Annotated in this window: 25 protein-coding genes, 1 tRNA gene and 1 other RNA gene; 15 read left to right on the top strand and 12 right to left on the bottom strand. The window is 63.5% G+C overall.

The annotated features are described in order from the left end of the window. Window positions 1–128 precede the first annotated feature (128 nt). The gene (locus F8G81_RS14630) at window positions 129–632 is read left to right on the top strand and encodes a DUF3145 domain-containing protein (RefSeq protein WP_267275429.1); all 504 of its coding nucleotides are present in this window, start codon (window positions 129–131) and stop codon (window positions 630–632) included. A gap of 148 nt (window positions 633–780) precedes the next feature. Here the strand turns inward: F8G81_RS14630 and F8G81_RS14625 are convergent, their stop codons facing one another. From F8G81_RS14625 to aceE, 6 genes are all read right to left on the bottom strand, one after another. Further along, the gene (locus F8G81_RS14625) at window positions 781–2,016 is read right to left on the bottom strand and encodes a beta-ketoacyl-[acyl-carrier-protein] synthase family protein (protein WP_267275428.1); all 1,236 of its coding nucleotides are present in this window, start codon (window positions 2,014–2,016) and stop codon (window positions 781–783) included. Window positions 2,017–2,178: 162 nt separating this feature from the next. Continuing rightward, window positions 2,179–2,424 carry an acyl carrier protein gene (locus F8G81_RS14620; RefSeq protein WP_056335424.1) on the bottom strand — a complete coding sequence of 82 codons (246 nt, stop codon included), beginning with the start codon at window positions 2,422–2,424 and terminating at the stop codon, window positions 2,179–2,181. Between the two features lie 85 nt (window positions 2,425–2,509). Further along, complete coding sequence (locus F8G81_RS14615; protein ID WP_267275427.1) at window positions 2,510–3,571, bottom strand: beta-ketoacyl-ACP synthase III; 1,062 nt, start codon at window positions 3,569–3,571, stop codon at window positions 2,510–2,512. Next, a complete protein-coding gene (locus tag F8G81_RS14610) occupies window positions 3,568–4,497 on the bottom strand; it encodes an ACP S-malonyltransferase (protein WP_267275426.1) in 930 nt (309 codons plus the stop codon). The genes F8G81_RS14615 and F8G81_RS14610 overlap by 4 nt, the downstream gene beginning before the upstream one ends. Before the next feature lie 88 nt (window positions 4,498–4,585). Beyond that, window positions 4,586–5,830 carry a PucR family transcriptional regulator gene (locus F8G81_RS14605; RefSeq protein WP_267275425.1) on the bottom strand — a complete coding sequence of 415 codons (1,245 nt, stop codon included), beginning with the start codon at window positions 5,828–5,830 and terminating at the stop codon, window positions 4,586–4,588. A gap of 172 nt (window positions 5,831–6,002) precedes the next feature. Beyond that, window positions 6,003–8,771 (bottom strand): pyruvate dehydrogenase (acetyl-transferring), homodimeric type, encoded by a 2,769-nt coding sequence (gene aceE, locus F8G81_RS14600; RefSeq protein WP_267275424.1) that lies wholly within the window; start codon window positions 8,769–8,771, stop codon window positions 6,003–6,005. A gap of 398 nt (window positions 8,772–9,169) precedes the next feature. Between aceE and F8G81_RS14595 the strand changes: the two genes are divergently transcribed. The 7 genes from F8G81_RS14595 to F8G81_RS14565 all read left to right on the top strand — a co-directional run bounded on the left by F8G81_RS14595 (window position 9,170) and on the right by F8G81_RS14565 (window position 14,265). Further along, window positions 9,170–9,589 (top strand): DUF3052 domain-containing protein, encoded by a 420-nt coding sequence (locus F8G81_RS14595; RefSeq protein ID WP_267275423.1) that lies wholly within the window; start codon window positions 9,170–9,172, stop codon window positions 9,587–9,589. Next, entirely contained in the window at window positions 9,586–10,089 is a 504-nt protein-coding gene (locus tag F8G81_RS14590) for a peroxiredoxin (protein ID WP_416377055.1), read from the top strand. Before F8G81_RS14595 ends, F8G81_RS14590 begins: the two co-directional genes overlap by 4 nt. Before the next feature lie 6 nt (window positions 10,090–10,095). Next, on the top strand, window positions 10,096–11,016 hold the full coding sequence (locus tag F8G81_RS14585) for an NAD-dependent protein deacetylase (RefSeq protein ID WP_267275422.1): 921 nt from the start codon (window positions 10,096–10,098) through the stop codon (window positions 11,014–11,016). A gap of 134 nt (window positions 11,017–11,150) precedes the next feature. Further along, window positions 11,151–11,226 (top strand) — tRNA-Val (locus tag F8G81_RS14580). Window positions 11,227–11,373: 147 nt separating this feature from the next. Next, on the top strand, window positions 11,374–11,661 hold the full coding sequence (locus tag F8G81_RS14575) for a hypothetical protein (RefSeq protein ID WP_267275421.1): 288 nt from the start codon (window positions 11,374–11,376) through the stop codon (window positions 11,659–11,661). A 297-nt stretch (window positions 11,662–11,958) separates the two neighbouring features. Further along, window positions 11,959–12,756, top strand: coding sequence for an IclR family transcriptional regulator (locus F8G81_RS14570; RefSeq protein WP_267275420.1), 798 nt, complete (start codon window positions 11,959–11,961; stop codon window positions 12,754–12,756). Window positions 12,757–12,915: 159 nt separating this feature from the next. Continuing rightward, window positions 12,916–14,265, top strand: coding sequence for an MFS transporter (locus F8G81_RS14565; protein ID WP_267275419.1), 1,350 nt, complete (start codon window positions 12,916–12,918; stop codon window positions 14,263–14,265). Between the two features lie 175 nt (window positions 14,266–14,440). Here F8G81_RS14565 and F8G81_RS14560 read toward each other — a convergent pair whose 3' ends face one another. Together F8G81_RS14560 and F8G81_RS14555 are read right to left on the bottom strand one after the other, a co-directional pair. Beyond that, entirely contained in the window at window positions 14,441–15,493 is a 1,053-nt protein-coding gene (locus F8G81_RS14560; protein ID WP_267275418.1) for a D-2-hydroxyacid dehydrogenase, read from the bottom strand. 50 nt (window positions 15,494–15,543) lie between these two features. Further along, window positions 15,544–16,275, bottom strand: coding sequence for a FadR/GntR family transcriptional regulator (locus F8G81_RS14555; RefSeq protein WP_267275417.1), 732 nt, complete (start codon window positions 16,273–16,275; stop codon window positions 15,544–15,546). Between the two features lie 238 nt (window positions 16,276–16,513). Here F8G81_RS14555 and gndA point away from each other — a divergent pair, with 238 nt between their 5' ends. Continuing rightward, window positions 16,514–17,950, top strand: coding sequence for an NADP-dependent phosphogluconate dehydrogenase (gndA, locus tag F8G81_RS14550; protein WP_267275416.1), 1,437 nt, complete (start codon window positions 16,514–16,516; stop codon window positions 17,948–17,950). A gap of 121 nt (window positions 17,951–18,071) precedes the next feature. Next, a complete protein-coding gene (locus F8G81_RS14545) occupies window positions 18,072–18,905 on the top strand; it encodes an oxidoreductase (protein ID WP_267275415.1) in 834 nt (277 codons plus the stop codon). Window positions 18,906–18,907: 2 nt separating this feature from the next. Here the strand turns inward: F8G81_RS14545 and epsC are convergent, their stop codons facing one another. The 3 genes from epsC to msrA all read right to left on the bottom strand — a co-directional run bounded on the left by epsC (window position 18,908) and on the right by msrA (window position 21,056). Then, the gene (epsC, locus tag F8G81_RS14540) at window positions 18,908–19,492 is read right to left on the bottom strand and encodes a serine O-acetyltransferase EpsC (protein ID WP_267275414.1); all 585 of its coding nucleotides are present in this window, start codon (window positions 19,490–19,492) and stop codon (window positions 18,908–18,910) included. Between the two features lie 39 nt (window positions 19,493–19,531). Beyond that, window positions 19,532–20,467: a cysteine synthase A gene (cysK, locus tag F8G81_RS14535; RefSeq protein WP_267275413.1), complete on the bottom strand. Its 936-nt coding sequence runs from the start codon at window positions 20,465–20,467 to the stop codon at window positions 19,532–19,534. Window positions 20,468–20,531: 64 nt separating this feature from the next. Then, a complete protein-coding gene (gene msrA / locus F8G81_RS14530; protein ID WP_267275412.1) occupies window positions 20,532–21,056 on the bottom strand; it encodes a peptide-methionine (S)-S-oxide reductase MsrA in 525 nt (174 codons plus the stop codon). Window positions 21,057–21,155: 99 nt separating this feature from the next. Here msrA and F8G81_RS14525 point away from each other — a divergent pair, with 99 nt between their 5' ends. Next, window positions 21,156–22,085, top strand: a complete 930-nt coding sequence (locus F8G81_RS14525) for a Nif3-like dinuclear metal center hexameric protein (protein WP_267275411.1) — start codon at window positions 21,156–21,158, stop codon at window positions 22,083–22,085. Window positions 22,086–22,146: 61 nt separating this feature from the next. After that, window positions 22,147–22,884, top strand: coding sequence for a zinc ribbon domain-containing protein (locus F8G81_RS14520; protein WP_267275410.1), 738 nt, complete (start codon window positions 22,147–22,149; stop codon window positions 22,882–22,884). Window positions 22,885–22,949: 65 nt separating this feature from the next. Here the strand turns inward: F8G81_RS14520 and F8G81_RS14515 are convergent, their stop codons facing one another. Beyond that, window positions 22,950–23,714 (bottom strand): YaaA family protein, encoded by a 765-nt coding sequence (locus F8G81_RS14515; RefSeq protein WP_267275409.1) that lies wholly within the window; start codon window positions 23,712–23,714, stop codon window positions 22,950–22,952. Window positions 23,715–23,813: 99 nt separating this feature from the next. On the opposite strand from F8G81_RS14515, the gene rnpB reads away from it, so the two are divergent. The 3 genes from rnpB to F8G81_RS14500 all read left to right on the top strand — a co-directional run bounded on the left by rnpB (window position 23,814) and on the right by F8G81_RS14500 (window position 26,287). Beyond that, window positions 23,814–24,204: RNase P RNA component class A (gene rnpB, locus F8G81_RS14510), an RNA gene on the top strand. A gap of 350 nt (window positions 24,205–24,554) precedes the next feature. Beyond that, window positions 24,555–25,997 carry a glyceraldehyde-3-phosphate dehydrogenase gene (locus F8G81_RS14505; RefSeq protein WP_267279235.1) on the top strand — a complete coding sequence of 481 codons (1,443 nt, stop codon included), beginning with the start codon at window positions 24,555–24,557 and terminating at the stop codon, window positions 25,995–25,997. Window positions 25,998–26,077: 80 nt separating this feature from the next. Continuing rightward, a complete protein-coding gene (locus F8G81_RS14500; RefSeq protein ID WP_267275408.1) occupies window positions 26,078–26,287 on the top strand; it encodes a hypothetical protein in 210 nt (69 codons plus the stop codon). The last annotated feature ends 49 nt before the right edge of the window (window positions 26,288–26,336 follow it).

Here is a 26,336-nt window from a genome sequence, read left to right as displayed (position 1 = left end):
CATGGCTTAACAATCAAGAAAATTCAATAGTCAGGCAGGGAATACCGCCGCCGTGAGGGCTACGGCGCAGGAGTTCCATCCAGGCAGAGGTCGTTGGGGAAGACGTACCTACAGCTATGGAGGATGGAATGTCTGTTGCAATGACCCGCGGTGTGCTGTTCGTTCACTCGGCCCCTACTGCACTGTGCCCGCATGTCGAGTGGGCCATCGGATCCGTCGTGGACAAGCGGACGGACCTTGAGTGGACCCCTCAGCCTGCTGCGCCCGGAATGTTCCGCGCCGAGCTCTCCTGGACGGGAACGCCCGGAACCGGAGCGCAGCTTGCCTCGGCCCTGCGCGGCTGGGCCCACCTCCGCTATGAGGTCACCGAGGAACCGAGCCAGGGTGTGGACGGCGGCCGCTGGTCCCATACCCCCGAGCTGGGCATCTTCCATGCTGTGACTGACGTGCACGGCAACATCATGGTCTCCGAGGACAGGATCCGTTACGCCTACGAGTCCGGCGCCGGTGACCCGTCAGCCGTTTACCATGAGCTCTCCCTCGCGCTCGGCGAGGCGTGGGACGAAGAGCTCGAACCCTTCCGCCACGCAGCAGAAGGTGCTCCAGTCCGCTGGCTGCACCAGGTGGGCTGACTGCGGTCTGGAATCGATGGCGTCGCAAGCCACGTTCCTGCAGTGCAGGATCTGACCTTATGCTCCCCGGCAAATACTCCATAGCGAAAAGAGGGACCCCGCCAGCTGCGCAGTAGGCAGCGGGCGGGGCCCCTCTTTGGCGTCGGTGCTAAACGCTGCGTACCGCGATCACAGCGTTGTGCCCGCCGAAGCCGAAAGAGTTGCTCAGTGCCACAATGCTGCCCGCGGGCAGGTCACGGGCGGAGGTGACGACGTCGAGGGGGATCTCCGGATCCTGGTTTTCCAGGTTGATGGTCACCGGAGCCTTGCGTTCGTAGACAGCCAGCACCGTGAGCACGGCCTCCACGGCGCCCGAGGCGCCCAGGAGGTGACCCATCTGCGATTTGGTGGCGGAGACCGCCACATGGTCGATGTGGTTGCCGAGGGCAGCGCGCAGGGCGGTGTACTCCGGCTTGTCACCCACGGGAGTGGACGTGGCGTGGGCATTCACATGCACCACGTCTTCAGCCTGGATCCGGCCGTCGAACATCGCTGCCTTAAGCGCGCGGGTGGCACCCAGTCCCTCAGGGTCCGGGGCGGTGATGTGGTAGGCGTCCGCCGTGACGGAGGTACCAGCCAGCTCGCCGTAGATGCGCGCACCACGGGCCAGGGCATGCTCCTCGGCTTCGAGGACCAGGGCACCGGCGCCTTCGCCCATGACAAAGCCGTCGCGGCCAAGATCGTAGGGACGGGAGGCCCGCTCGGGCTCGTCATTGCGGCGGGAGAGTGCCTGCATGGATGAGAATGCGGCCAGGGGCATGGGGTGGATGGCCGCTTCGGCGCCGCCACACATCACCACATCGGCCTTGCCGGAACGGATCAGGTCCAGGCCAAGGTGCATGGCTTCGGTGCCGGAGGCGCAGGCCGACACAGGGGTGTGGGCGCCGGCGCGGGCACCCAGGTCCAGGCTGACGGCAGCAGCGACGCCGTTGGGCATCAGCATGGGCACCGTCATGGGGAGGACACGGCGGGGTCCCTTTTCCTTCAGGGTGTCCCAGGCGTCCAAGAGCGTCCAGACGCCGCCGATGCCGGTGGCGAAGGCAACCGCCAGACGGTCGTGGTCCACTTCGGTGATGCCCGAGTCCGCCCACGCCTCGCGGGAAGCGATCACGCCGAACTGGGTGGAAGGATCCATCCGCTTCGCTTCGACCCGGCTCAGGACGTCCAGGGCAGGAGTGCTGCAGCGTGCGGCAAAGTGGACGGGAAGCTCATACTTGGCAACCCAGTCATCCTCCAGGGTGCGGGCACCTGAGACCCCTTTCAGCGCGTTCTTCCACATAGTGGGTACGTCGCCGCCGATGGGCGTGGTGGCACCCAGACCGGTAATGACTACTTTGCGTGTCATGGGATCACTCTCTGTCGGTGGGCAGGCCGTGTCCGGTTTGTCCGGCGGGGTCCCGCGTAAAGGTATGCGGCAGCTGAGTGCCGGAATGAATGCGGTGGATTGCCGGTCCGGGTGAAAGTCCGGACCGGCAATCCAGCCAGCCGTAATCGGCTGAAGCCGTGGCTAGGCCTGTGCGCCGGAGATGAAGCTCACGGCGTCACCGACGGTCTTGAGGTTCTTGACCTCTTCGTCCGGAATGCGCACGCCGAACTTCTCTTCAGCGTTGACCACAATGGTCATCATCGAGATGGAGTCGATGTCCAGGTCCTCGGTGAAGGACTTGTCCAGCTCCACAGCCTCAGGGGCCAGGCCGGTCTCTTCGTTGACGATTTCAGCCAAGCCGGCCAGGATCTCTTCGTTGCTAGCCATTGATGGCTCCTTTTCTTGTTATTGCCGGCAGGGGCTGCCGGAAACGGTTCAAACCGCGGGTGCGGCCTGTTTGGGGCGTTCGTTCCTAGGGGAGGACGATGACCTGGGCGCCGAAAACCAGACCGGCGCCGAAGCCGATTTGGAGCGCGAGTCCGCCGCTGAGCTCCGGGTTCTCCTGGAGCAGGCGGTGGGTGGCCAGGGGGATGGAGGCAGCCGAAGTGTTTCCGGCGTCAGCGATGTCACGGGCAACGGTGACCGTTTCAGGCAGCTGAAGCTTCTTCACCATTTCGTCGATGATGCGCATGTTGGCCTGGTGGGGGATGAAGGCCACCAGGTCTTCTGACCTGATACCGGCGGCGTCCAGGGCCTGCTGGGCCACTTTCGCCATTTCCCATACTGCCCAGCGGAACACGGTCTGCCCGTCCTGGCGGAGGGTGGGCCAGAGGTCCTGCGCGGCGGAAATGATAGCCAGGTCGTCGGACTCGTCTGCCTGGCGGGCGGAGGCGCTGAGATCGCGGACGTCGAGCATGGAGCGTGTCATGCCGATCGCATCCCACTTGCTGCCGTCGGAGCCCCAGACGGAGGGACCGATGCCAGGGGTGTCAGAAGGCCCGATCACTACCGCACCGGCTCCGTCGCCAAGCAGGAACGAAATGGTCCGCTCGTGGTTGTCGATCACGTCGGAAAGCTTTTCAGCTCCCACCACGAGGACGTAGTCGGCGGCCCCGGAACGGACCAGGGCGTCGCCCTGGGCGATCCCGTAGCAGTACCCTGCGCAGGCTGCGGAGATGTCAAAGGCGGGCGCCGGGGTTGCACCAAGGCGGTCGGCCAGGCTCGCCGCGGCCGAAGGGGTGGCGTACGGGTGTGTAACAGTGGACACGATCACCGCGCCCAGCTGGGAGGCTTCTATGCCTGCGTGCTGCAGGGCCTCACGCGCGGCGCCTTCGGCCATGTCGATGACGCTGACGTCGGCTGCGGCACGGTGCCGCGTGACGATGCCTGTGCGCTGGCGGATCCACTCGTCGGAGGAATCGATCCACTGGCATACGTCGTCGTTGGTGACGATGATGTCCGGGCGGTAGGCACCAATTCCAAGGACACGGGTGTTCTCGTTGACCGGGGCCTGTTTCAGTGTGGGAACGCTCATGCCTTTCCCTCCAATTCTGCGAAGAGTGCCAGGGCGGCGGAGAGGTCGTCCGGGGTTTTCACGGCAACCGTTTTGACGCCAGGCATGCCGCGCTTGGCAAGGCCGGCCAGGGTTCCGGCAGGGGCCAGTTCAATGACACCCGTGACGCCGCGTTCCACCAATGATTCCATGCACAGGTCCCAGCGGACAGGGCGGGACACCTGGGCGATCAGGCTGTCCACGGCGGCGTCGCCGTCGGTGACTTCGCGGCCGTCGAAGTTGGACAGCAGGGGAACCTGCGGCTTCTGCGGCTTCAGTTCCGGCTTGAGGGCTTCCAGCGCGCTGACAGCGGGGGACATGTGGCTGGTGTGGAAGGCTCCTGCAACCTTGAGCGGAATGACGCGTGCTTTCGCCGGCGGGTTCTCAGCCAGGGACTGAAGCTGCTCAAAGGTTCCGGCGGCGACGGTCTGGCCCGCACCGTTGACATTGGCCGGGGTGGCCCCGGAGGCCTCGATTGCCGCGAGGACCTCCGCCGGGTCCCCGCCCACCACGGCACTCATGCCGGTGGGGGTCACAGCAGCGGCGGCGGCCATGCTGTTGGCACGCTCACGGACAAATGTCATGGCTTCCTGCTCGGTGAGTACCCCCGCAAGTGCGGAAGCCGTGATCTCACCGACAGAGTGGCCTGCCAGGATCACGGGCAGCGAGCTCAGCTCGACGTCGAACAGGGAGCTGGCGGCAACCAGGCCTGCGGCGACAATAAGGGGCTGCGCCACCGCGGTGTCCTTGATGGTTTCCTCGTCCGAGGTGGTCCCATGAGCCGTCAGGTCGATGCCTGCTATCTCGCTGAGGGAGGCCAACTGGCCTGCCACCGAAGGCAGTTCCAGCCAAGGGGCCAGAAATCCCGGGGTCTGTGAGCCCTGTCCAGGGCAGACTATTGCAAGCACGTATCCAGCTTTCCAAATGACAGTGTGATCCAGCGGTGTTTCTCTACACCAAGCTCAGGGGGTCAGGTTGTAGGAAGTCTACAACGAGTCAGCTCTGATTCCGCGCCGGATGACGCTCCACGGGAGCCTTCGGGGGTGCCGAAAGGCGCCCCACAACCAGCGCTGCCTGCAGCACAAACGCCTCGCGCGGAAGGAGCGGATCCCAGCCCGTGACGTCACAAACGCGCTTCAGGCGGTACCTGACGGTGTTGGCATGGACGAAAAGTTCGCGCGCGGTTGCCTCGAGGGAGTGCCCCAGCTCCAAGTAGGTACCCAGCGTTTCCACGAGCCCGTTGGAGGCTGCGACGAGCGGGCGGTAGATGTTCTTGACCAGGGAACGGCGGGCAGCCTCATCACCGGAGATGACGCGCTCCGGCAGCAGGTCGTCCGCTGCCACCGGCCGGGGAGCCGACGGCCAGGCCCGGGCGGCTGTCAGTCCGGCAAAAGCGGACTGCGCTGATCCGCTGGCTTCCAGCAACGACCCCGCCTCCGGTCCGTAGACCACGGGACCGGGGGCGAACATCTCGCTGAGCTTCAGGTACGCAGTTTCACGGTCCTGGACGCCGCCGAGGATCAGGATCAGACGGTCACCCTGAATCCCCACCAGCGCATCCTCGGCATAGCGCCCGGCGATGCGCCGCAGCTCGCTGACGTAGCTCGCGCTGGGCTCTGACGGCGAATTTCCCACCATAACGGTGAACCGTTCCTGGGCCTTCCAGCCGAGGGCGGCGATCCTGGAACGCAGCGCGTCGGTGTTTTCCCCGCGCAGGATGGCATCGACGATGAGTGCTTCAAGCCTCGTGTCCCATGATCCACGGGATTCTGCAGCCCTCGCGTAGACATCGGCCGCGGCGAAGGCCACTTCCCTGGAGTAGCGCAGTACGGCCTCGCGGAGCGAAGGCTGGTCGGCCTCAGGGGCGATCACAGGAACCTGGTCCTCAACCACCTCGACAACAATCCGGATCAGCTGGAGGGCTTTCTGCAGGCTAATGGAGCGGGTCAACTCTGTGGGAGCAGTGCCGAAGACATCTGTCAGGATCCACGACGGCGAGCTGGGGCGCTCATACCAGGTGACAAAGGCAGCGATGCCATTCTGAGCCACCATGCCCAGGGCAGAGCGCTCATCGGAGCTCAGCCGGCTGTACCACGGCAGTGATTTTTCCAGCTGGCGCAGGGTGGTGGTGGACAGTTGGCCCACGCTCGCCCGCAGCTTTTTCAGGGTTTCGGATTTCTCCGGTGTCATGCTGCGCGAGGACGGCTTGCGCTTCCCAGACGGGGTGGTTGGCTCTGGCATCCTTCGAGCATACGGTGCCTGCTGTGCAAGCTCCATTTTGTGCAAAGGCTACAACAGGCCTTATCGGGGCATCGCCTGATGAACGGACGGAAGAAACGACGGCGGCGGCCCCGCCTTTCGGAAGGGGCCGCCGTCGTCGGTTTGTGTCAGGGAGTCGTTGCCGGGACCGGCGTTACGACTCGCCGCCGGCGTTGCCGGTGGAACCGGCATTCACGTTGTGCAGCCGGTACTTTTCGATGGCCTTGATCGGCGCCTGGGCGTCCACCTCACCACGGCGTGCGAGCATCTCGAGGGAACGGACCACGATGGAGTGGATGTCGTTCTTGAAGAAGCGTCGCGCTGCGGCGCGGGTGTCCGAGAACCCGAACCCGTCAGCTCCGAGCGAAGCGAACTCGTTCGGCAGGAACTGGCGGATCTGGTCCGGAATGGCCTTCATGTAGTCCGAAACAGCCACGATGGGTCCGGTGGCGCCTGCCAGCTGCTGGGTGACGAATGGGACGCGTCCGGGCTGGCCGGGGTTGAGGAAGGCTTCTTCCTCGGCAGCCATGGCGTCGCGGCGCAGTTCGTTCCAGGACGTGACGGACCAGACGTCGGCTGAGACGCCCCAGTCATCGGCGAGGAGCCGCTGGGCCTCGATGGCCCAGGGGACGGAGACGCCGGAGGCCAGGATCTGGGTCCGCGGGCCGTCGATCTTTGCCGGTGCCAGCAGGTAGATGCCCTTCAGGACACCTTCTACGTCCAGCTCGTCCGGTTCGGCAGGCTGGCTGATGGGCTCGTTGTAGACGGTGATGTAGTACATCAGGTTCCGGTCCGTCGAGTCCGGTCCGTACATCCGCTCGATGCCGTCGCGGATGATGTGGCCCATTTCGTACCCGTACGCGGGGTCGTAGGTGACAACGGCCGGGTTCGTTGACGCGAGCAGGGGGGAGTGCCCGTCGGCGTGCTGCAGTCCTTCGCCGGTGAGGGTGGTCCGTCCTGCGGTGGCGCCGATAATGAACCCACGGGTCATCTGGTCCGCGGCTGCCCAGAAGGCATCACCGGTGCGCTGGAAGCCGAACATGGAATAGAACACGTACACCGGAATCAGCGGTACGCCATGGGTTGCGTACGCTGTGCCTGCGGCGGTGAATGCTGCCACGGCCCCGGCTTCGTTGATGCCCGGGTGGATCAGCTGTCCCTGTGCGGATTCCTTGTACGCCAGGACAAGGTCCCGGTCCACGGACAGGTAATTCTGGCCCTTGGGGTTGTAGATCTTGGCCGTGGGGAAGAACGCGTCCATGCCAAAGGTCCGGGCCTCATCGGGAATGATCGGCGCGATGTGCTTGCCGAAGTTCTTATCCCGCATCAGGTCCTTGAGCAGCCGGACGAATGCCATGGTGGTGGCGGCCTGCTGTTTGCCGGAACCGCGCTTGGCAACTTCGTACGTGCTCGCGTCGGGCAAAGCGATGTCGGCATGCTTGGAACGGCGTTCCGGCACGGCCCCGCCAAGGGCTGCGCGGCGTTCCATCATGTACTGGATCTCCGGCGCATCAGTACCCGGGTGGTAGTACGGCGGCTGGTACGGGTCCTTCTCCAGCTGTTCGTCGGTGACCGGGATCCGCAGGTGGTCGCGGAACTTCTTCAGGTCATCCAGCGTCAGCTTCTTCATCTGGTGCGTGGCGTTGCGGCCCTCGAAGTGGGGACCCAGCCCGTAGCCCTTGACCGTTTTGGCCAGGATTACCGTTGGCTTGCCCTTGAACTCGGTGGCTGCCTTGTATGCGGCGTAGACCTTGCGGTAATCGTGGCCGCCGCGCTTGAGGTTCCAGATCTGGTCGTCCGTCAGGTCTGCGACCATGTCCTTGGTCCGGGGAGTCCTGCCGAAGAAGTGCTCGCGGACGAAGCCGCCCGATTCGGCCTTGAACGTCTGGTAGTCGCCGTCGGGCGTTTCGTTCATGATCTTCACCAGCGAGCCGTCGGTGTCCTTGGTGAGCAGGTCATCCCACTCCCGGCCCCAGACCACCTTGATGACGTTCCAGCCCGCGCCGCGGAAGAACGCCTCCAGTTCCTGCATGATCTTGCCGTTGCCGCGAACCGGGCCATCAAGGCGCTGGAGGTTGCAGTTGATCACGAAGTTGAGGTTATCGAGGTTTTCATTCGCGGCGAGCTGCAGCAGGCCGCGGGATTCGGGCTCGTCCATTTCGCCGTCGCCCAGGAAGGCCCAGACTTGCTGGTCCGAGGTATCTTTCAGGCCCCGGTTATGCAGGTATCGGTTGGACTGGGCCTGGTAAATGGCGTTCATGGGCCCGATGCCCATGGACACGGTGGGGAATTCCCAGAAGTGCGGCATCAGCCGCGGGTGCGGGTAGGAGGACAGGGCATGGCCCTCCCGGGACTTTTCCTGCCGGAACCCGTCCAGGTCTTCCTCGGACAGGCGTCCTTCCATGAATGCACGGGCGTACATGCCGGGGGAGGCGTGGCCCTGGAAGAAGACCTGGTCGCCGCCGCCGGGGTGGTCCTTGCCACGGAAGAAGTGGTTGAAGCCCACCTCATACAGTGTGGCGGCGCCGGCGTAGGTGGAGATGTGCCCGCCCACTCCGATGTTCGGGCGCTGGGACCGGTGCACCATCACGGCCGCGTTCCAGCGCATGTACGCCCGGTAGCGGCGCTCGAACTCCTCGTTGCCCGGGAATTCGGCTTCCTGATCAACCGGGATGGTGTTCACGTAGTCCGTGGTGGTCACCATCGGCACCCCGACGCTCTGCGCGCCGGCGCGCTGCAACAGGCTCCGCATGATGTATTGGGCACGCTCGGTGCCCTGTTCCCTGATCAGTGAATCCAGGGACTCAACCCATTCGGCGGTCTCTTCCGGATCACGATCAGGCAGCTGGTTAGTCAACCCACTGAGGATATGGGAGGTATCTTCTCCTGCAGCCACGTCCAACCTCTCTTTGCGCGCATGCATCGGCGCCTCAGGCCGGGCAGGGTGGCTGTCCGGCGTAAATGCGACGTGTGCGACGTATCGGTTACAACAGCCCGGTCATGTGCGCCGGGCAGGGTCCTATCACGTCTATGTCTGCCTGAAGTTCCAGGGCGGTCGCCCCGCAGGCATAGTCGTCATGAGTCACTCTAACTCTGACCGCGCGGCGATGCGTAGCCGCGTCCTTGGCGCCCCTGTTGTATTTCGCCGTCATACTGGTTGTGTGACGAAAAGCCGCTGCGATGCGGGTTGTCCGTGCCGGATGTGACGCAGAATATGGCGGATCACGGGGCAGGCAGCTTGAAGCGCAGGCACAAAGGGTGTTGGCTTGGAGTAATGGACATCACTATGCGCACTGCATGTATTAGGCATTGGAGGAACACGTGAGCGAGGCCGACGCCGCCACTTCGGTAAATGTGGCGGAAAAATTGGGTTTCAAAAATGGGGATCTGATTCAGGAGTTCGGTTACGACGATGACGTCGATTTCGACTTACGTGACGATATTGAGGATCTCACCGGATCCGAACTCCTTGATGAGGACGACCACGACGTCGTAGACGCCGCCGTTCTCTGGTGGCGGGCCGACGACGGTGACCTCGTGGATACGCTCGTGGAACCCCTGACCACCCTGAGGGAGGGCGGCGTCATTTGGGTCCTCACGCCAAAATCCGGACGGCCAGGCTACGTGTCGCCGGCGGACATCCAGGACGCAGCCCCGACTGCCGGTCTTCACGTCACCACCTCGGCGGGTGTCTCCAAGGATTGGAGCGCAACGCGGTTGGTGCTCCGGAAGAACAAGTGACAGCATCCCTTGCCGGGACGGATGCCCTCCTGGCAAACGTCCCCGCGATCGGTGCGTCCGCACCCGACTTTGAGCTTCCCAACCAGTTCGGTGAGCCTGTCAGGCTGTCATCGTTCCGGGGGCAAAACGTGGTGCTGGTGTTTTACCCTTTCGCGTTTTCCGGCATCTGCACGGGTGAACTGTGTGAAATCAGGGACAACCTGGCCTCGTTCGAGGACAGCAATGCCGTAGTCCTCGCCATCTCGGTGGACAGTAAGTTCAGTCTGAGGGCCTATGCCGAGAAGGAAGGGTACGGCTTCGACCTGCTGGCAGACTTCTGGCCGCACGGGGCCGTGGCCACTGCCTATGGCGTCTTTGATCACCAGAGCGGAATGGCGCGGCGCGGGACGTTTATCATCGACCCGGCCGGAATCGTCCGGTATGTGGTAGTTAATCCCCGCGGCCAGGCACGTGAGCTGGCCGAGTACAGGGATGCTTTGGCGGGCCTGGCCCAGGCCTGATTTCCAATGGATCAGCAGCGGCGCGGGATCGGCCTGACAGGCTTCGCCAGTATGCCGGTCCTGCAGCCCCCCGCCCTGTCACAGGATGACGTTCGGGTCCTTGGCAGCATCCGCGAACTTCTGGCCGGAAAGCGGCTGGCGCTGCTCACCGGTGCGGGCCTGAGCACTGATTCAGGGATCCCGGACTACCGGGGCCCCGGCGCGCCCGTGCGCTCGCCCATGACGTACCAGGAGTTCATAAGGGACGCCGCCAACCGGCAGCGTTATTGGGCCCGGAACCACATCGGCTGGTCCCACCTGCGGCATGCAGATCCCAACCAGGGACATCATGCAGCTGCGGAAATGGAGCGGCGCGGACTTCTCACCGGCCTGATTACGCAGAATGTGGACAGGCTGCACGAGGATGCCGGCAGCTTCAACGTGGTGGACCTGCATGGGCGCTATGACCAGGTGGTGTGCCTGGACTGCGGGCGCAAGTATTCACGGCGCCTACTTGCCGCGGTGCTGGAGGAGCTCAACCCGGGCTTCCTGGAGAAGGCCACCGAATCAGGCCTCGTCGAGATGGCTCCCGATGCAGACGCGACGATCGATGACCAGGCGCTGATCAGCAGCTTTGTGATAGCCGTCTGCCCGGCCTGCGGCGGAACCCTCAAGCCGGATTTTGTGTATTTCGGCGAGAACGTCCCCAAGGGACGGGTGGAGCGGTCCTACTCCATGGTGGACGAGGCCGGCGCCCTGTTGGTGGCGGGATCGTCCCTCTCCGTGATGAGTGGACTGAGGTTTGTCCGGCACGCCTCAAAGAGCGGGAAGCCGGTGGTCATTATCAACCGGGGGCCAACCCGCGGGGATGAGTTGGCCACGATCAAACTTGTTGCCGGGGTCAGCGAATCACTGACCTGGCTTGCGGCCGAGCTGCCCCCGCTGTAAACCCCTCCTGGCCGTAAACCTCTGCCTCGCTGTAAACCCTGCCCAACCTGCCGCCGATTGGCGTTTGGCCATGAAGGTCAGGTAGAGTCTATGTTCGTTGGTTGAAGCGCGGAGACGCGTAAAACAACGGTTTTGGGTCTTTAGCTCAGCTGGTAGAGCGCCACGTTTACACCGTGGATGTCATCGGTTCGATCCCGGTAGGACCCACCAAACGAAACCCCGCTGTTCCAGGTTATTGGCCTGAAGCAGCGGGGTTTTTTGCGTCCCGGACGGACCCGGACCCCGACGCTTCCGTCCCGGTTAGGGCTCCTGGCGGCCGCAATTCTGGTTGTCGGTGCCCGCCCCTACTCTTTCCCCATGGAACATGTGCTCGTAAGAAGCGTGAAGGGAAATCCGACGACGGTGGTTGCCGGCGGCAGGGAGTGGACAGTAGGTGCCGAACCAGTCAGATGGTTTGAACGCGTCAGCTGGTGGGAGGGCCAACGCCGCATGCCCAGGGGGCTCAGCCGGATGGACGTGGAGGTCCTGCAGTTGCAGGTTCGGCTGGGAACCAATGAGAGCTCGGCTCTGACCACCATGCTGCTCGAACGCGATGGTTTGGGCGGCGGCTGGTTGCTGAGGGAGTCGATTGCTGATGCCGCCTGATGGCCCGGCATTCCCACATTGTCCGGACCTGCCTGGTCCGATTGCGGCTGGGTCGTCCGGGCATTGGAAAACCCTCCACCGCGACTATTGGGGGATGCCGCGGTGGAGGGTCTGAAATGAATATACCGTGAACTTCCGGAAACAAAAAACTTCTTCGGATCATGTCGGTGATGTTGCGTAGATGTTGCGCCGATTTCCCACCTGATCCCCGAGCGGAACCTCGGCTGAGCCATTAGGATGGTTACTGTTCAGCTGAATGAACAAGCAACCCAGCAATGATGCCGACGAAGGAGAATCATGGCCGATTCCCGTACCACCCGCACCTCCGAGGGATTGGGCAGCACCTCACCGGCGCCGGCAGTCACACGTGCGGCGGCCGTGCTGGAGGCCCTTGCGGCCTCTCCCACCGGGAGCCTGACGCTGAGCGATCTTGCCAGGGAGCTGGGCATCCCGAAATCATCCACCTCAAATCTTCTCCTGGCACTGGAAGAGGCCCGCCTGATCAACCGCCAGGGAGCTGACTTCACGTTGGGCCGCAAACTCGTGGAGCTTGGTGCTGCCTATCTCAGCAGGCTCGATGAGGTGCAGGAGTTCTACCGCTATTGTGAACAGGCTCCCACGCTCTCCGGAGAAACCGTCAGGATAGCCATGCTTGACGGAACCAACGTCATCTACCTGGCGCGGTACGAGGGCCATCCCGCCGTTCGGCTGACGTCCAACATCGGGGACAAGATGCCGGTATCGCTGTGTGCCGTGGGCAAGGTCCTGATTGCGCGCCTCCACGAGCACGATATTGAAGCCCTGTTTCCTGACGATGCCGAGCTTCCTGTACTGACGCCCAAGTCACTGCGCACAGGTGCGGAACTCAAAGCGCAGCTGCAGACCATCCGTGAACAGGGCTATGCCTTTGAGGACGAGGAATCCACCACCGGCGTGGTGTGTTTGGCAGTAGCCGTGCCCACCCACGGGGCGCACGGACCAAGCCTCGGGCTCTCCGTCACGGCGCTCAAGGCAACCTATTCCGACGAGCAGGGCGCCAGCATGGTCAAGGAGCTCAAGGAACTGGCCCGTTCGTTGGGCAATCCCATGGGCTGACACTGCGCTTCGCCATGTAACAGGCGGGCAGTCTAAAAATATTTTCCTTGCACCCTGTTCAACTTGCTGTACGCTGTTCAACATAGTGATCCACACAACAGGTGTCGTTGCTATCCCACCAGGCCAACGGGGGCCTGGGAGTGTTTGAGGGAGTTCTTTGTGACAACTCGTACTAAATCACCGCAGGCTGACCTGGACGGCGCCGTCGTCGAACCGGAGCAGCTGCGAAGGGCAACTCTTGCCAGCTCGGTAGGCTCCGCGCTTGAGTACTACGACTTCTATATCTACGGCCTGGCGTCAGCTCTCATCTTTGGACCGCTTTTCTTTTCGCCTTTGGGTGAAAGCGGCGCTGTTATTGCTTCCTTCGCCACCTACGGTGTGGGCTTTGCCGCCAGGCCGTTCGGTGGCGTGGTGTTCGGCTACATCGGAGACCGCTTCGGCCGGAAGATGGTGCTGATCCTCACCATCGGCCTGATGGGAATGGCAAGTTTTGCCATCGGCCTCCTGCCCACCTTTGAGCAGGCCGGGATGCTCGGCGCCGTACTGCTGGTCGCCTTGCGCATCCTCCAGGGGCTGGGCGCCGGTGCTGAGCAGGCAGGCGCCACCACCCTGATCTCCGAAGTGGCCCCGCGCCGTCGTCGTGGTTTCTTTGCCGCCCTGCCTTTTGTTGGCATCCAGCTCGGCACCCTGCTCGGGGCGGGAACCTTCGCCCTGATGGCACTTGCCGACAAGGAAGTCCTGCAGGGCTGGCTCTGGCGGGTACCCTTCCTGGCCAGCGTCATCCTGATCGTCATCGCCGTCTTTATCCGGCTCCGGCTCAAGGAGACTCCGGTCTTCCAGGAGCTCGAGAAGCACAAGGCCGTGGTCAAGAACCCGGTAGGCCAGATCTGGAAGCACTCCAAGAAGAACGTGCTCATCGGCATCGGCCTGCGGATGGGCGAGAACGGAAACTCCTCGATCTACTCCGCGCTCCTGGTCTCCTTTATCAGCCTGCCGGCCGGCATCTTTCCGGGCGACAAGTTCATTGGCCCCACAGGCCTGCTGATTGCTGCCGGATGCGCAGCCGTCATGGTTGTCACGTTCGGTGCCTTGTCCGACCGGTTTGGGCGGGTTCCTGTCTACCGCTATGGCGCACTTTTCCAGGCCATCATTGCACTCCCGGCGTTCTACCTGGTCACGCTGGGCAACGTCACGCTGGTGTGGGCCGTCATGGTGGTGGGTATCGCCCTGGGCGTGCAGTCGATGCTCGGCCCGCAGTGCGCCCTGTTGCCTGAACTCTTTGGCTCGCAGCACCGGTTCACGGGCGTGGCCCTGAGCCGCGAACTCTCGGCGGTTCTCGCCGGCGGCTTCGCGCCGATGATCGGCGTTGCCCTGCTGGCTGCCACCAACCACTCGTGGCTGGTGCCGGCGCTGTACTCCCTGGTCTTGGCGTCGATCTCCTTCGCCACCACGTTCTTTACTCCAGAGACCAATGGCCGCGACCTTGTCCTCGTGGAGGATGCACGATAGCCGTAGCTCCTTCCCTGAAGGCGGCCTCCCGGGAATCCGGGAGGCCGCCTTTTGCCTGCACTGAAAAGTGGGCACAGCAAAGGCCCCGGCCCGGGTTCCTGTTTCCGGAAACCTGGCCGGGGCTCTCTGTAGAGGGCTCTATCGCGCTCTATCCCACTAGGGTGCAGGCGGGCTGCTAGTAGAAGTGAACAGTATCTACGAGGTGGGGAAGGTCGCCGCCGTCGAGGAAAGTCCTCAGGTTGCCGCAGAAGCGTTCTGCGATCAGGCGGTTCTCGGCTGCGCTGAGTGCGGAGGTGTGGGGAGAGACCATGACCTTGGGATGGTTCCACAGCGGGCTGTCCTGGGGGAGCGGCTCAACGGCGAAAACGTCCAGGCACGCATAGGAAACCTGGCCGTTGTCCAGCGCTTCCAGCAGGGCGGCCTCCTCCACTACTGTGCCGCGGCCGACGTTGACAAAGACCGTCCCGGGCTTCATGGCGGCAAAGACCTCCCTGTTAAAGAGGCCTTCCGTAAACTCCGTGCCGGGCAGTGTATTAACGACGGCGTCGGCAGAGGAAAGCAGCCCGGCGAGGCCATCATTGCCGGCCACCTGCTCAATTCCCTCGATCGTCTCCACACTGCGTTTGGTGCCGCTGACCTTCATGCCCAGTGCGCGGGCAATCCGCGCCGTCTCAAGGCCAATTTCGCCGAGGCCTGTCACCACCAGCGTGGAACCATTCACCAGCCGCGTGGGCGTGCGCAGCTCCGGCCACACTTTTGCGGACTGATCCTGGGCCAGTTCCGCGCTGCGCTTGAAGCCATTGAGGATTCCCAGTGCGGCAAACTCAGCAAGGGGCAAGGCGTGGACGCCGGCCGATGTGGTCACCTTGAACTTCTGCAGGGTTTCCTGGTCCAGGCCCGATGCCTTGACGGCGCCGCCGGCACCCGCGGCCATGGCGTGTACCCACTGCAGCTGTGGGTTCTCGCGGGCAATCCGCGCCAGGCCCGCAGGGCTTTCGTTGGGCAGGCCGTACAGCACCTGCGCCTGGTTGAGCATGGCCCAGTAGCGTTCCTCCTGCTCAGGAGTGCGCTTGAAGCCTGGATCCCCGGAGTGGTCTGCCGGGAAGCGTTCCGGCGGCAGGAGCTCCGGATCGTAGAGGACGGTGATGGAAGGGTCTACGGCGCGGATGCGGTCCACCAGCTCTGCTTCGAGCGGGACGGCGACTGCGACGGTTGTCGTAAGCGTCATGTGTTCATCATACTGAATGGCGGCTAAAATACTGAACACATTTGTTTACGTTAAGTGGGGCGACGGACCGGGATGAACACCCGGGGCTGATCAGTCCAGGTTCCAGACATCCGTGTCATGGTCCGGCGCATGATCCTTTGCGAGGCTTCCCTGGCGGCGGCGGCGTCGCCGGCGGCCACGGCTTCCGCCAGGTCCACGTGCCATTGCAGTGCCGCCTCGTGTGGATGATCCGGCATGAGGCCATGAACTGTCCGGCCGGTCAGCGTCTCGGCCACCTGGCCCATCAGGTTGGCAAACATCTCGTTGCCGGATCCGGACAGCAGGACCGAGTGGAAGGCGATGTCGAGTTCCAGGAAGCGTGGAACATCCCCGGCGAGGCCGGCATCGCGCATGTCATGGGCGATATCCACCAGCTCCCGGCGGAGGCGCTCGGGCGCATTAAGGGCGGCCAGTTCAGCGGCGGCCGGCTCGACGGCGGAGCGGAGCTCGGCCAGCGACCGCAGCTGGGCTCCCCGTGCATCGCTCGAGAGCCGCCATCGGATCACCTGGGCATCAAAGGGGTTCCAGCTGCTTGATGGCAGGACCCGGATGCCCACGCGTTTGGTGGTCTCAACCAGCCCCAGGGACTGCAGCACGCGCACTGCCTCGCGGATCACGGAGCGGGAGACCTTAAGTTCCTCTTCAAGCTGTTCCGCCAGCATCACGTGGCCGGTGGGAAGATCGCCGGCGACGATCCGGGTGCCAAGATTCTCTATGGCTCGGTGGTGGAGACTGCTTGACATGAAGATAAGCCTAATGCGCCTTCGGGCCCGGAGCCTCACGCATGCCCAGGCCGGGGCTTTGTTCCCGGCAGCGGCCTACACTTGCTGGCACTGGCGTTCCACAAAGTGGGCGTGGCTTTTCTGAAACGCTCTGAATATATATGCTTTATTCGGATCCCTTGGTTCGTAACTTACGCTCCGCCGCCCAACGCGGGGCCGACTGCACATCCCATTGCACGGAAATGAATTGGAGTTTTTGATGTCAGCACACATCGGTGTCACCGGCCTTGCGGTGATGGGGGCCAACCTGGCCCGCAACCTGGCCCGGAACGGCTTCACCGTCGCCCTGCACAACAGGTCGGTAGAGAAGACTGATGCACTGCTCGAGAAGCACGGCACGGACGGCGACTTCGTCCGGACCGAAACCCTTGAGGAACTGGTTAATTCCCTGGAGAAGCCCCGCCGCGTGCTGATCATGGTCAAGGCCGGCAAGCCGGTTGACTCTGTGATTGAGCAGCTTGAGCCTCTCCTTGAAGCCGGCGACATCATCATCGACGCAGGCAACTCCCACTATGAGGACACCCGTCGCCGCGAAGCCGCACTGGCCAAGAAGGACCTGCACTTCGTGGGCGTCGGAGTTTCCGGTGGCGAAGAAGGCGCCTTGAACGGACCGTCCATCATGCCCGGCGGCTCCAAGGAGTCCTACGACGCACTCGGTCCGCTGCTCGAAAAGATCGCCGCCAAGGTGGACGGCGAGCCCTGCTGTGCCTGGGTGGGCACCGATGGCGCCGGCCACTTCGTCAAGATGGTCCACAACGGCATCGAATACGCCGACATGCAGGTCATCGGTGAGGCATTCGACCTCCTGCGCTCAGGCGCCGGCATCGAGCCGGCCGAACAGGCCAAGATCTTCACCGAGTGGAACAAGGGCGACCTGTCCTCCTTCCTGATCGAGATCTCCGCTGAGGTCCTGGGCCACGTTGACGCCAAGACCGGCAAGCCCTTCGTCGACGTCGTAGTTGACGCCGCAGGCCAGAAGGGTACCGGACGCTGGACGGTCATCTCCGCCCTGGAACTCGGTTCCCCGGTTTCCGGCATCGCGGAGTCCGTTTTTGCCCGTGGCCTCTCTTCCCAGGCTGAGCAGCGCAGGCTCGGACAGGAGCTGCTTGCCGGCGAGGAAATCAACGTCGAGGTTCCGGAAACCTTTGTCGAAGACGTCCGCCAGGCACTGTACGCCTCCAAGCTGGTCTCCTACGCGCAGGGCATGGACATGCTGACGTCCTCCGCCAAGGAGTACGGCTGGGACCTCAAGCTGGACGAAATCGCCTCCCTGTGGCGCGCAGGCTGCATCATCCGCGCTGAACTGCTTAAGGACATCACCAAGGCTTACGCCGCGGCCGAGAAGCCCGCTAACCTGCTGTTCGCGCCGGCCTTCACCAAGGCCATCGCCGAGGCACTGCCGGCCTGGCGCCGCGTGGTGGCCACCGCAGTACAGCTGGGCATCCCGGTGCCGGTGTTCTCCTCCTCGCTCGCGTACTACGACGGCCTGCGCCGCAAGCGCGTCGCCGCCGCCCTGATCCAGGGCCAGCGGGACCTCTTCGGGGCCCACACCTACGGCCGTGTAGACGCCGAGGGCACGTTCCACACCCTGTGGGGCGAGGACAAGTCCGAGATTGAAGCAGTAGACACGCACTAGCTTCGGCTAGAGCCACGGCGCAATACTGAGACAGCTCCGGCCGGCAGTTCCCGCTACTCTGGGAGCTGCCGGCCGTTGCTGTTTCCAGCGGAAAGGTATCCGCCCAGCGAGGGAGTCCAGTATGGCCCAGCCAGTAGCGATCGTTACCGGAGCCTCAACCGGGATCGGCTTCGAAGCAGCCAGGAAGCTCGCCAGCCACGGCTTCACGGTCTATGCGGGGGCCCGCCGGGTGGATCGTATGGAACCGCTCAAGGCCCTCGGAATCCATGTCCTGCCGCTCGACGTGACGGAGGACGAATCGATGCGCGCCGTCGTCGCTCGTGTGCTGGAAGAACGCGGCCGCGTCGACGTCCTGGTCAATAATGCAGGATACGGCTCGTTCGGGGCGCTGGAAGAAGTTGACCTGGCGGAGGGACGCCGCCAGTTCGATGTCAACGTCTTCGGACTCGCCAGGATGACCCAGTTGGTCCTGCCCGCCATGCGCAAAGCAGGACGGGGCAGGATCATCAACATCTCATCCATTGGCGGTAAATTCTATGAACCGCTTGGCGCGTGGTACCACGCCACCAAATTTGCTGTCGAGGGGATGAGCGATGCCCTGCGGCTCGAACTGAAGCCCCACGGCATCATGGTGTGCATCATCGAGCCAGCCAGTACCCAGACAGAATGGGGAGGGATCTCCGCCGAGGGCCTGCTGGCCAGCAGCGCGGAGGGACCGTATGCCGCCCAGGCCCGGCATATTGCCGCCGTCCTGGCATCGGCCGACCAGTCATGGACGGCAACGAGGCCGGACGTGATCGCGGAGGCGGTGGTGCGTGCCGCGGTTTCCGGCCGGCCGCGGACGCGTTATCCAGTGGGCAGGGGTGCCGGAGCCATTGTGGGCCTCAGGCGGCTCCTGCCCGACCGCCTTTACGACGCGCTGGTCGTGGCAGTGCTGAAACGGGTGGCGCGCTAGCGTCAGAGATGGTATTCGATCTCGTATTCAGCCGGGTCCACGGCGGGTTTGGTCTCCCGCTGCGCGTCCCGGTGGCGCCATTTGGCAGGAACGCCGGTAACGATAGATTCGGGCGGGGCGTCCTTCACCACAACGGCGTTGGCTCCCACCGCGCTGTCCCGGCCAATAGTAATGGGGCCCAAAATCTTGGCACCCGCGCCGATGGTCACGCGGTCCTCGATCGTGGGATGCCTTTTGACCTTGGCCAGCGAACGACCACCCAAGGTGACGCCATGGTAAATCATGACGTCCTCACCAATTTCGGCGGTTTCTCCAATGACGACACCCATGCCGTGGTCGATAAAGAAGCGCCGGCCGATGGTGGCTCCCGGATGAATTTCGATACCCGTCAGGAAGCGGCCCAGCTGGGAAACGAGCCGGGCCGGGAAGCGCAGGCCGGGGTTTTGCCAGAGGCGATGCGTCAGCCGGTGGATCCAGATGGCGTGCAAACCGGAGTAAGCGAAAAAGTTCTCAAAAGAACCTCGAGCCGCCGGGTCGTGGGACCGGGCGGCGTCGAGGTCTTCTTTTAGTCTTGCAATAAAGCCCACAAAGTTCTTTCTACAGGAAACGGGCGGAAGGCGGGCTGATCAGCCTCGGATGTCGTCATAGAGCACGGTGGAGATGTAACGCTCACCGAAATCGCAAACGATCGCCACAATCAGCTTGCCCGCGTTCTCCGGGCGCTTTGCCAGTTCCAGTGCGCCCCAGACGATGGCGCCCGAGGAAATGCCGCCGAGGATGCCTTCGCGGATGCCGAGGTCACGGGCAACTGCCACGGAGTCTTCCAGGGTGGCGTCCAGGACCTCGTCGTAGATGTTGGTGTCCAGCAGCTCGGGGATGAAGTTGGCGCCCAGGCCCTGGATCTTGTGCGGGCCAGGGGCTCCGCCGTTCAGGATGGGGGAGTCCTTGGGTTCCACAGCCACAATCTGGACGTCCGGGTTGCGCTCCTTCAGGAACTGTCCGACGCCGGTGATGGTGCCGCCGGTGCCCACACCGGAGACAAAGATGTCCACCTTTCCGTCCGTGTCCTTCCAGATTTCCTCTGCGGTGGTTTCGCGGTGGATCCGGGGGTTGGCCTCGTTGGCGAACTGCTGGGCCCAAATGGAGTTCTCGGTGTTGGCCACGATTTCCTGGGCCTTCTCCACGGCGCCCCGCATGCCCTCGGAGCCAGGGGTGAGGACAATCTCGGCACCAAAAGCGCGCAGCATAACGCGGCGCTCGGTGGACATCGTCTCAGGCATGGTCAGGATGACTTTGTAGCCGCGGGCTGCGCCCACCATGGCCAGGGCGATGCCGGTGTTGCCGGACGTGCCCTCCACGATGGTGCCGCCCGGCTTGAGGGCGCCCGACTGTTCGGCGGCGTCAATGATGGCCACGCCGATGCGGTCCTTGACGCTGTTGGCAGGGTTGTAGAACTCAAGCTTGACGGCGACGGTGGCGTCCAGCCCTTCGGTCAGCCGGTTCAGGCGGACCAGGGGGGTTCCGCCAACAAGCTGCGTTACATCGTCATAGATCCGTGCCATGTACATATGCCTATCTCTGAAGAGTGAATACTGAGGTCAGCCTAACGAGGGGACCCAAGCGCTGCTAAGCATTAAGCCATGCAGAGTAATATTTCCTCGCCTTGGCGAGCTTTGGATTGATGATCACCTGGCAGTAGCCCTGCTCGGGGTGCTTGCCGTAGTAGTCCTGATGGAAATCCTCCGCCACATGGAAGCGGGGGAGCCGGCTGACCTCCGTCACGATCGGATTGGACCACAGCGCCTGGTTCCGTTCAATCGCTTCCTCGAAGAGGATCTTCTCCTCAGTGGTCTCGTAGAACATGGACGAGCGGTACTGCGTGCCGACGTCGTATCCCTGGCGGTTGAGCGTGGTGGGATCGTGCAGCGCAAAGAACATGTCCAGGATGACTTCGGCAGGAATGACGCTTTCGTCAAAAGTCACGGCAACCACCTCGGCATGCCCGGTGGTTCCGCTGCAGACGGAGTAGTAGTCCGGGCACGGGTCATGGCCGCCGGTGTAGCCGGACACAACCGAACTGACGCCCTTGGTTTTCTGGTAAACGGCGTCGAGGCACCAGAAGCAGCCCCCGCCAAGTACAAAAGTTTTCATGACCTCTTCAATGGTTGGAAGCACCGGATGATTCCCCCTCCACCTTACGAGACTGTGACGCGTGCTGGGCAGGGGGCCGGATGGGGTAAAACTGAGTCTATGGAACCTGTAAACACCGGTGTTGCAGACGCTGGGAAGCGCGATGCCGATGCCCCGGCCGGGGATGCTTCTGCCGAAGACACCACTGATGCCCCCACCCTGGGCCAGCTGCTCTTGGCGGTGGAGGAACTTTGGCCGGAGTCGCTCGCCGAGGACTGGGATGAAGTGGGGCTCGTAGCCGGGCACCCGTCAGCCCCGGTCTCCCGGGTGATGTTCGCCGTTGACCCCACCCTGGAGGTCATAGAGGAAGCCGTGGAGTGGGGCGCTGAACTGCTCATCACCCACCATCCGCTGCTGCTCAGGGGAGTCACGTCAGTGGCGGCCACCACCGCCAAAGGCAAAGCCATCCATCGTCTTATTGAGACTGGAACCGCGCTGCTGACCGTCCACACCAATGGTGATTCCGCCGTCGGAGGCGTCTCGGATGTCCTGGCGGACGCCCTCGGTTTGGAGGACGTGGCCCCGCTGACCTCAGCCGCCAATGGATTGCCTGAGGAAGGAATTGGGCGGGTGGGAGTCCTCGCCGATGTCATGAGTCTGGGGGACTTCGCCGCGCGCGTGTTCGGCATCCTTCCCTCTGTTGCCGGGGGAGTCCGGGTGTCCGGCGACAAAGACGGCCTCGTCCGCCGCGTTGCGGTGTGCGGCGGGGCAGGAGACTCGCTGTTCAGCCAGGTGCGCGCCAGCAACGCGGACGTGTACGTCACGGCGGACTTGAGGCATCACCCCGCGTCCGAAGCCAGGGAAGCAGCCGTGAACGACCGGCCGTATCTTATTGACGTCTCGCACTTCGCCAGCGAATGGCTGTGGCTGCCTGCTGCCGCCTCTGCACTGGGCAACGTGCTGGCAGACCAGGGCCACGACGTGGAGATCCAGGTAAGCACCACCAACAGCGACCCCTGGGACTTCATTCTGACTCCGGGCGGGGACTAGAGTCTATAAAGCGCCCGCAGGGTGCCCGGTTCCGGCCGGATGGGATCAAGCGGAGGTACTAGTGGCTAAGGCAGCACCGGCGGAACAGTTGAAGTTGCTCGAACTGCAGGGGTTGGATGCCAGGCTGAAGTCCTTGTCCAACCGTCGCCGTGCCCTTGAGTCCGATCCGCGGATCGAGGACCTGCAGTCTGCCCTTTCAGTAGCCAACGGCGAACTGGGCGCAGCAAAAATGGCTGTCCACGACGCCGAAGCCGAACTCAAGCGCGCAGAAGCCGACGTCGAACAGGTGGCCTCCCGCATTGAACGCGACGAGGCCCGGCTCAACAGCGGCACCGGGCTGTCCAAGGACCTGGTGGCCCTGCAGAAGGACCTTGTCTCGCTCAACAAGCGGCGCTCCGACCTCGAGGACCTCGAACTTGAAGTGATGGAACGCCTTGATTCCCTGCGCGCCAAGCAGGCGGCCCAGCAGCTGATCGTGGACAACATCCAGGGCTCGTTCGGCGCCATCCGGGCCGAACTGGACCAGGAACTGGCCGAATTGGAAGCCGAAGCCGCCGTTCTCCGCGGCAAGCGTGCCGAGTTTGCTGCCGGCCTGGACGCTGGAATGCTTGCGGTGTATGAAAAGACGCTGGCTAAACGCGGCGTGGGCGCGGCCCGCCTGTTCCACGGAACCTCGGAGGCATCCGGGATGAAGCTGAGCCCCGGCGACCTCGCGGAAATCAAGGCAGCGGCTGAGGATGACATTGTCTTCTGCCCCGACTCCGGCTGCATCCTGGTCCGCTCCGCCGAATGGAACTGACCCACACCCCCAACTAAGTAGCGCTAAGTGTCGTTTTGAACCCTCAAAACGACACTTAGCGCGACCTAGTTGGGCAGGATGATGTTCAGCGCGTGCGGTTTCCTGGCTGAACCCTCCACCAGTTCGGCTTCCCACTTCTCCTTTGCCGCGTTCAGCAGCTGCGCCGGGTTCTGCGGTGTGTTGCCGCGCCTTGCCAGGAGGTGCCGGGCGAGCTCGCCGCGGGTATGTTTCGCGAAGTGGCTGACCACTTTCCGCACGCCATTAACCTCAGTAAAGACGTTGACCGCTACGGTCTGGGCCGGCGGCGGGGTCCAGGCAGCGGCATAGGTGCTGGAACGGCAGTCCACCAACAGATGCCCCGCAGTCAGCGGCTTGAGGGCCTCTGCAAGCTGCGGTTTCCAGAAAGTGGCGAGGCGTCCGACGTCGGGCAGTGACGTTCCCATCGACAGCCGGTAAGCGGGCACCCGGTCAGCAAAACGGATGGCTCCCCAGAGGGCGGAAACCACCAGGACCGATTCATCCGCCTTGCGGCGCTGCACCGGCGTCAGGCTCCGGTAACCCAGGGCGTCATAAAGGACCCCGGAATAGATCTGGTGCGCAGGAGCCGCCGGTTCGGCGTGCAGCCGGGTGTTACGGTCGACGTCGTCCCTCAGCGAAGCACCCACGCCCAGCAGCGTGAGCGCGTCCTCGTGCGCGCTGACCGTTCCCAGTGCTTCCAAGACTTTCGCCCGGTACGTGTTCAACACGGGAAAGCTCAGCGAAGGCCAGTCGACGGCGGATCCGGCTGCTGCAGGGGTCTTGCCTTCAGAGGGGGGAAGCAGAATCAGCACCGTTCGATCTTACCGGCGGCCCGGGGGAGGAACGGCACGGTCTCCGGCCCGGCCCTGCGTCCGGTGGGTTCGGTGTTGCAACGTAGAATGGATGTCGGATGGGTTGACCAGGCGGCCGCGCGTCACGCAAGTGGCTCGAGGAACGTCCGGGCTCCGCAGAGCAGGGTGGTGGGTAACGCCCACTCGGGGTAACCCGCAGGCCAGTGCCACAGAGAACAGACCGCCTGCCCTTCCCCGTCTTTGGGCGGGGAAGGGCAGGTAAGGGTGAAACGGTGGTGTAAGAGACCACCAGCTTCCCGGGTGACCGGGAAGGCTAGGTAAACCCCACCCGGAGCAAGGCCATACAGGGCACGTTCGAGGGCTGCTCGCCCGAGTGCCCGGGTAGGCCGCTGGAGGGCGCCGGCAACGGCGTTCGTAGATGGATGGCCGCTACTCCCGCGCTGGTAACGGCACGGGAGCACAGAACCCGGCGTATCGGTCAGCCCATCCACCCACCCACTTAGGGCTGCTTGTACGGCCCGCTTTTTACGGGCCGCTGGCCACCTCCGGCCATGCCTGGATGAGGCCCATGTGAGAGATTTCACGCGACACAAGCCCTTCAGAGCAGCCCGCGCCAATCTAGAATGGAACACGGACGTAGAAGTTCTCCGCCGGAGTTGCGTTCGCAGCCGGCGGTTTTTCTTTGCACACGACCCAGGCACCAGGGGTGGACCGAATCCCGCCGGTGCCGGTGCCCCTGGACATCATCAGGTGGCGACAACCGCCTACGAGGACGTATGCGGCTGAACCGAGGAAGGTAGTTCTGTGAGCCAGACGTCAGATTCTTGTCTTGATACATGGATGGGCCGGGAGGCCCTCGCTGAGGCCATGATTCCGGTGATCGGCCGGCTGTACCGAGAGAATAACGTGGTGACCAGCATCCACGGCCGCAGCCTGATCAACAAGTCCACCATGAACATCCTTAAGGCGCACCGCTTCGCCCGCCGCATGAGCAAGGATGAGCTGCTGCTGGAGGAAACCGCGCCGCTGCTCAACACCCTCGCCGGGCTTGAGCTCGGCGCTGCTGCCATTGACATCGCCCGCCTCAACCAGAAGTTCAAGGCAGAGGCCAATGGCGCCACCCTGGAGGAATTCCTCCGCGCCGAGCTGGCGGAGATTGTTGGCAAGCGCGGCGGCGACGACCGCACCAGCACCGACGTCGTCCTGTACGGTTTCGGCCGCATCGGCCGCCTGCTGGCACGCCTCCTGATCGAAAAGGCAGGCGGCGGGCACGGCCTGCGCCTGCGCGCCATCGTGGTCCGCCGCGGTTCAGACAAGGACCTGTCCAAGCGCGCCAGCCTGCTGCGCCGCGACTCTGTGCATGGTTCCTTTGAAGGAACCATCCGCGTGGATGAGGACGCCAACACCATTACCGCCAACGGTGTCCAGGTACAGGTCATTTACTCGGACAACCCTGCCACGATCGATTACACGGCCTACGGCATCAAGGACGCCCTGGTGGTGGACAACACGGGACGCTGGCGTGACGCCGAGGGCCTGTCCCAGCACCTGCAGAGCAAGGGAGTGGCCCGCGTCCTCCTCACGGCTCCGGGCAAGGGCGATCTGAAGAACATCGTTCACGGCATCAACCACGGCACCATCCAGGACTCGGACACGATCGTCTCCGCAGCCTCCTGCACCACCAACGCCATCACCCCGGTCCTGAAGGCCATCAACGACAAGTTCGGCGTCATCCACGGCCATGTGGAGACCGTCCACTCCTTCACAAATGACCAGAACCTGATCGATAACTTCCACAAGGGTGACCGCCGCGGCCGTTCCGCCGCCCTGAACATGGTCATCACGGAGACCGGTGCCGCCAAAGCAGTGGCCAAGGCCCTGCCCGAACTCCTGGGCAAGCTCACGGGCAGCTCCATCCGGGTTCCCACGCCGGACGTCTCCCTGGCGATCCTGAACCTCAGCCTGGAAAAGGGCACCACCAAGGACGAAATCAACGACTACCTTCGGGAGATGTCGCTGCACTCGGAGCTGCGCAAGCAGATCGACTACATCGATTCCCCCGAGGTGGTCTCCACCGACTTCGTTGGTTCCCGCCGCGCCGGCATCGTTGATGGCCTGGCCACGATCTCCAACGACAAAAACTTGGTCCTCTACGTCTGGTACGACAACGAGTTCGGCTACAGCTGCCAGGTAGTCCGCGTCATGGAAGAGATGGCAGGGGTCAACCCGCCCGCCTTCCCCGCCAAGGAAAGCGCAGCAGCCCTGGCCGCTATCGCCGTCTAGCCTGGCGAACGCCGGCAGTTCCCGACATTTTCCCGGCTGGTTCACTGGAATCAGCCGGGAAACGGGACCAGACTGGTGGCATGGACAACGACGCAACCCTTCAGCACGAGACCACGCTTGAGCATGCCCTGGACGTGGCAAAGGCAAACCACAAGGAAGCCGTCCGCCTCCTTGAACAGGCCCGCGCAGCCTACAGTTCGGGGGATATCGGTGAGGACCGGGTGCGCCAGCTGGAAAGTCTCCTGCAGCTGGCCGAGGAAGATCTCCGGCGGGTGATCCGGGAACAATAGCTCCGGGAACATTAACCTGGCTCCAGCACCGGGCACCTTCCCTCCACAC

Origin of the sequence: Arthrobacter sp. CDRTa11 (assembly GCF_026427775.1) — a bacterium.
Classification (GTDB): Bacteria; Actinomycetota; Actinomycetes; order Actinomycetales; family Micrococcaceae; genus Arthrobacter.
This window is presented reverse-complemented; position numbering and strand designations above follow the sequence as displayed.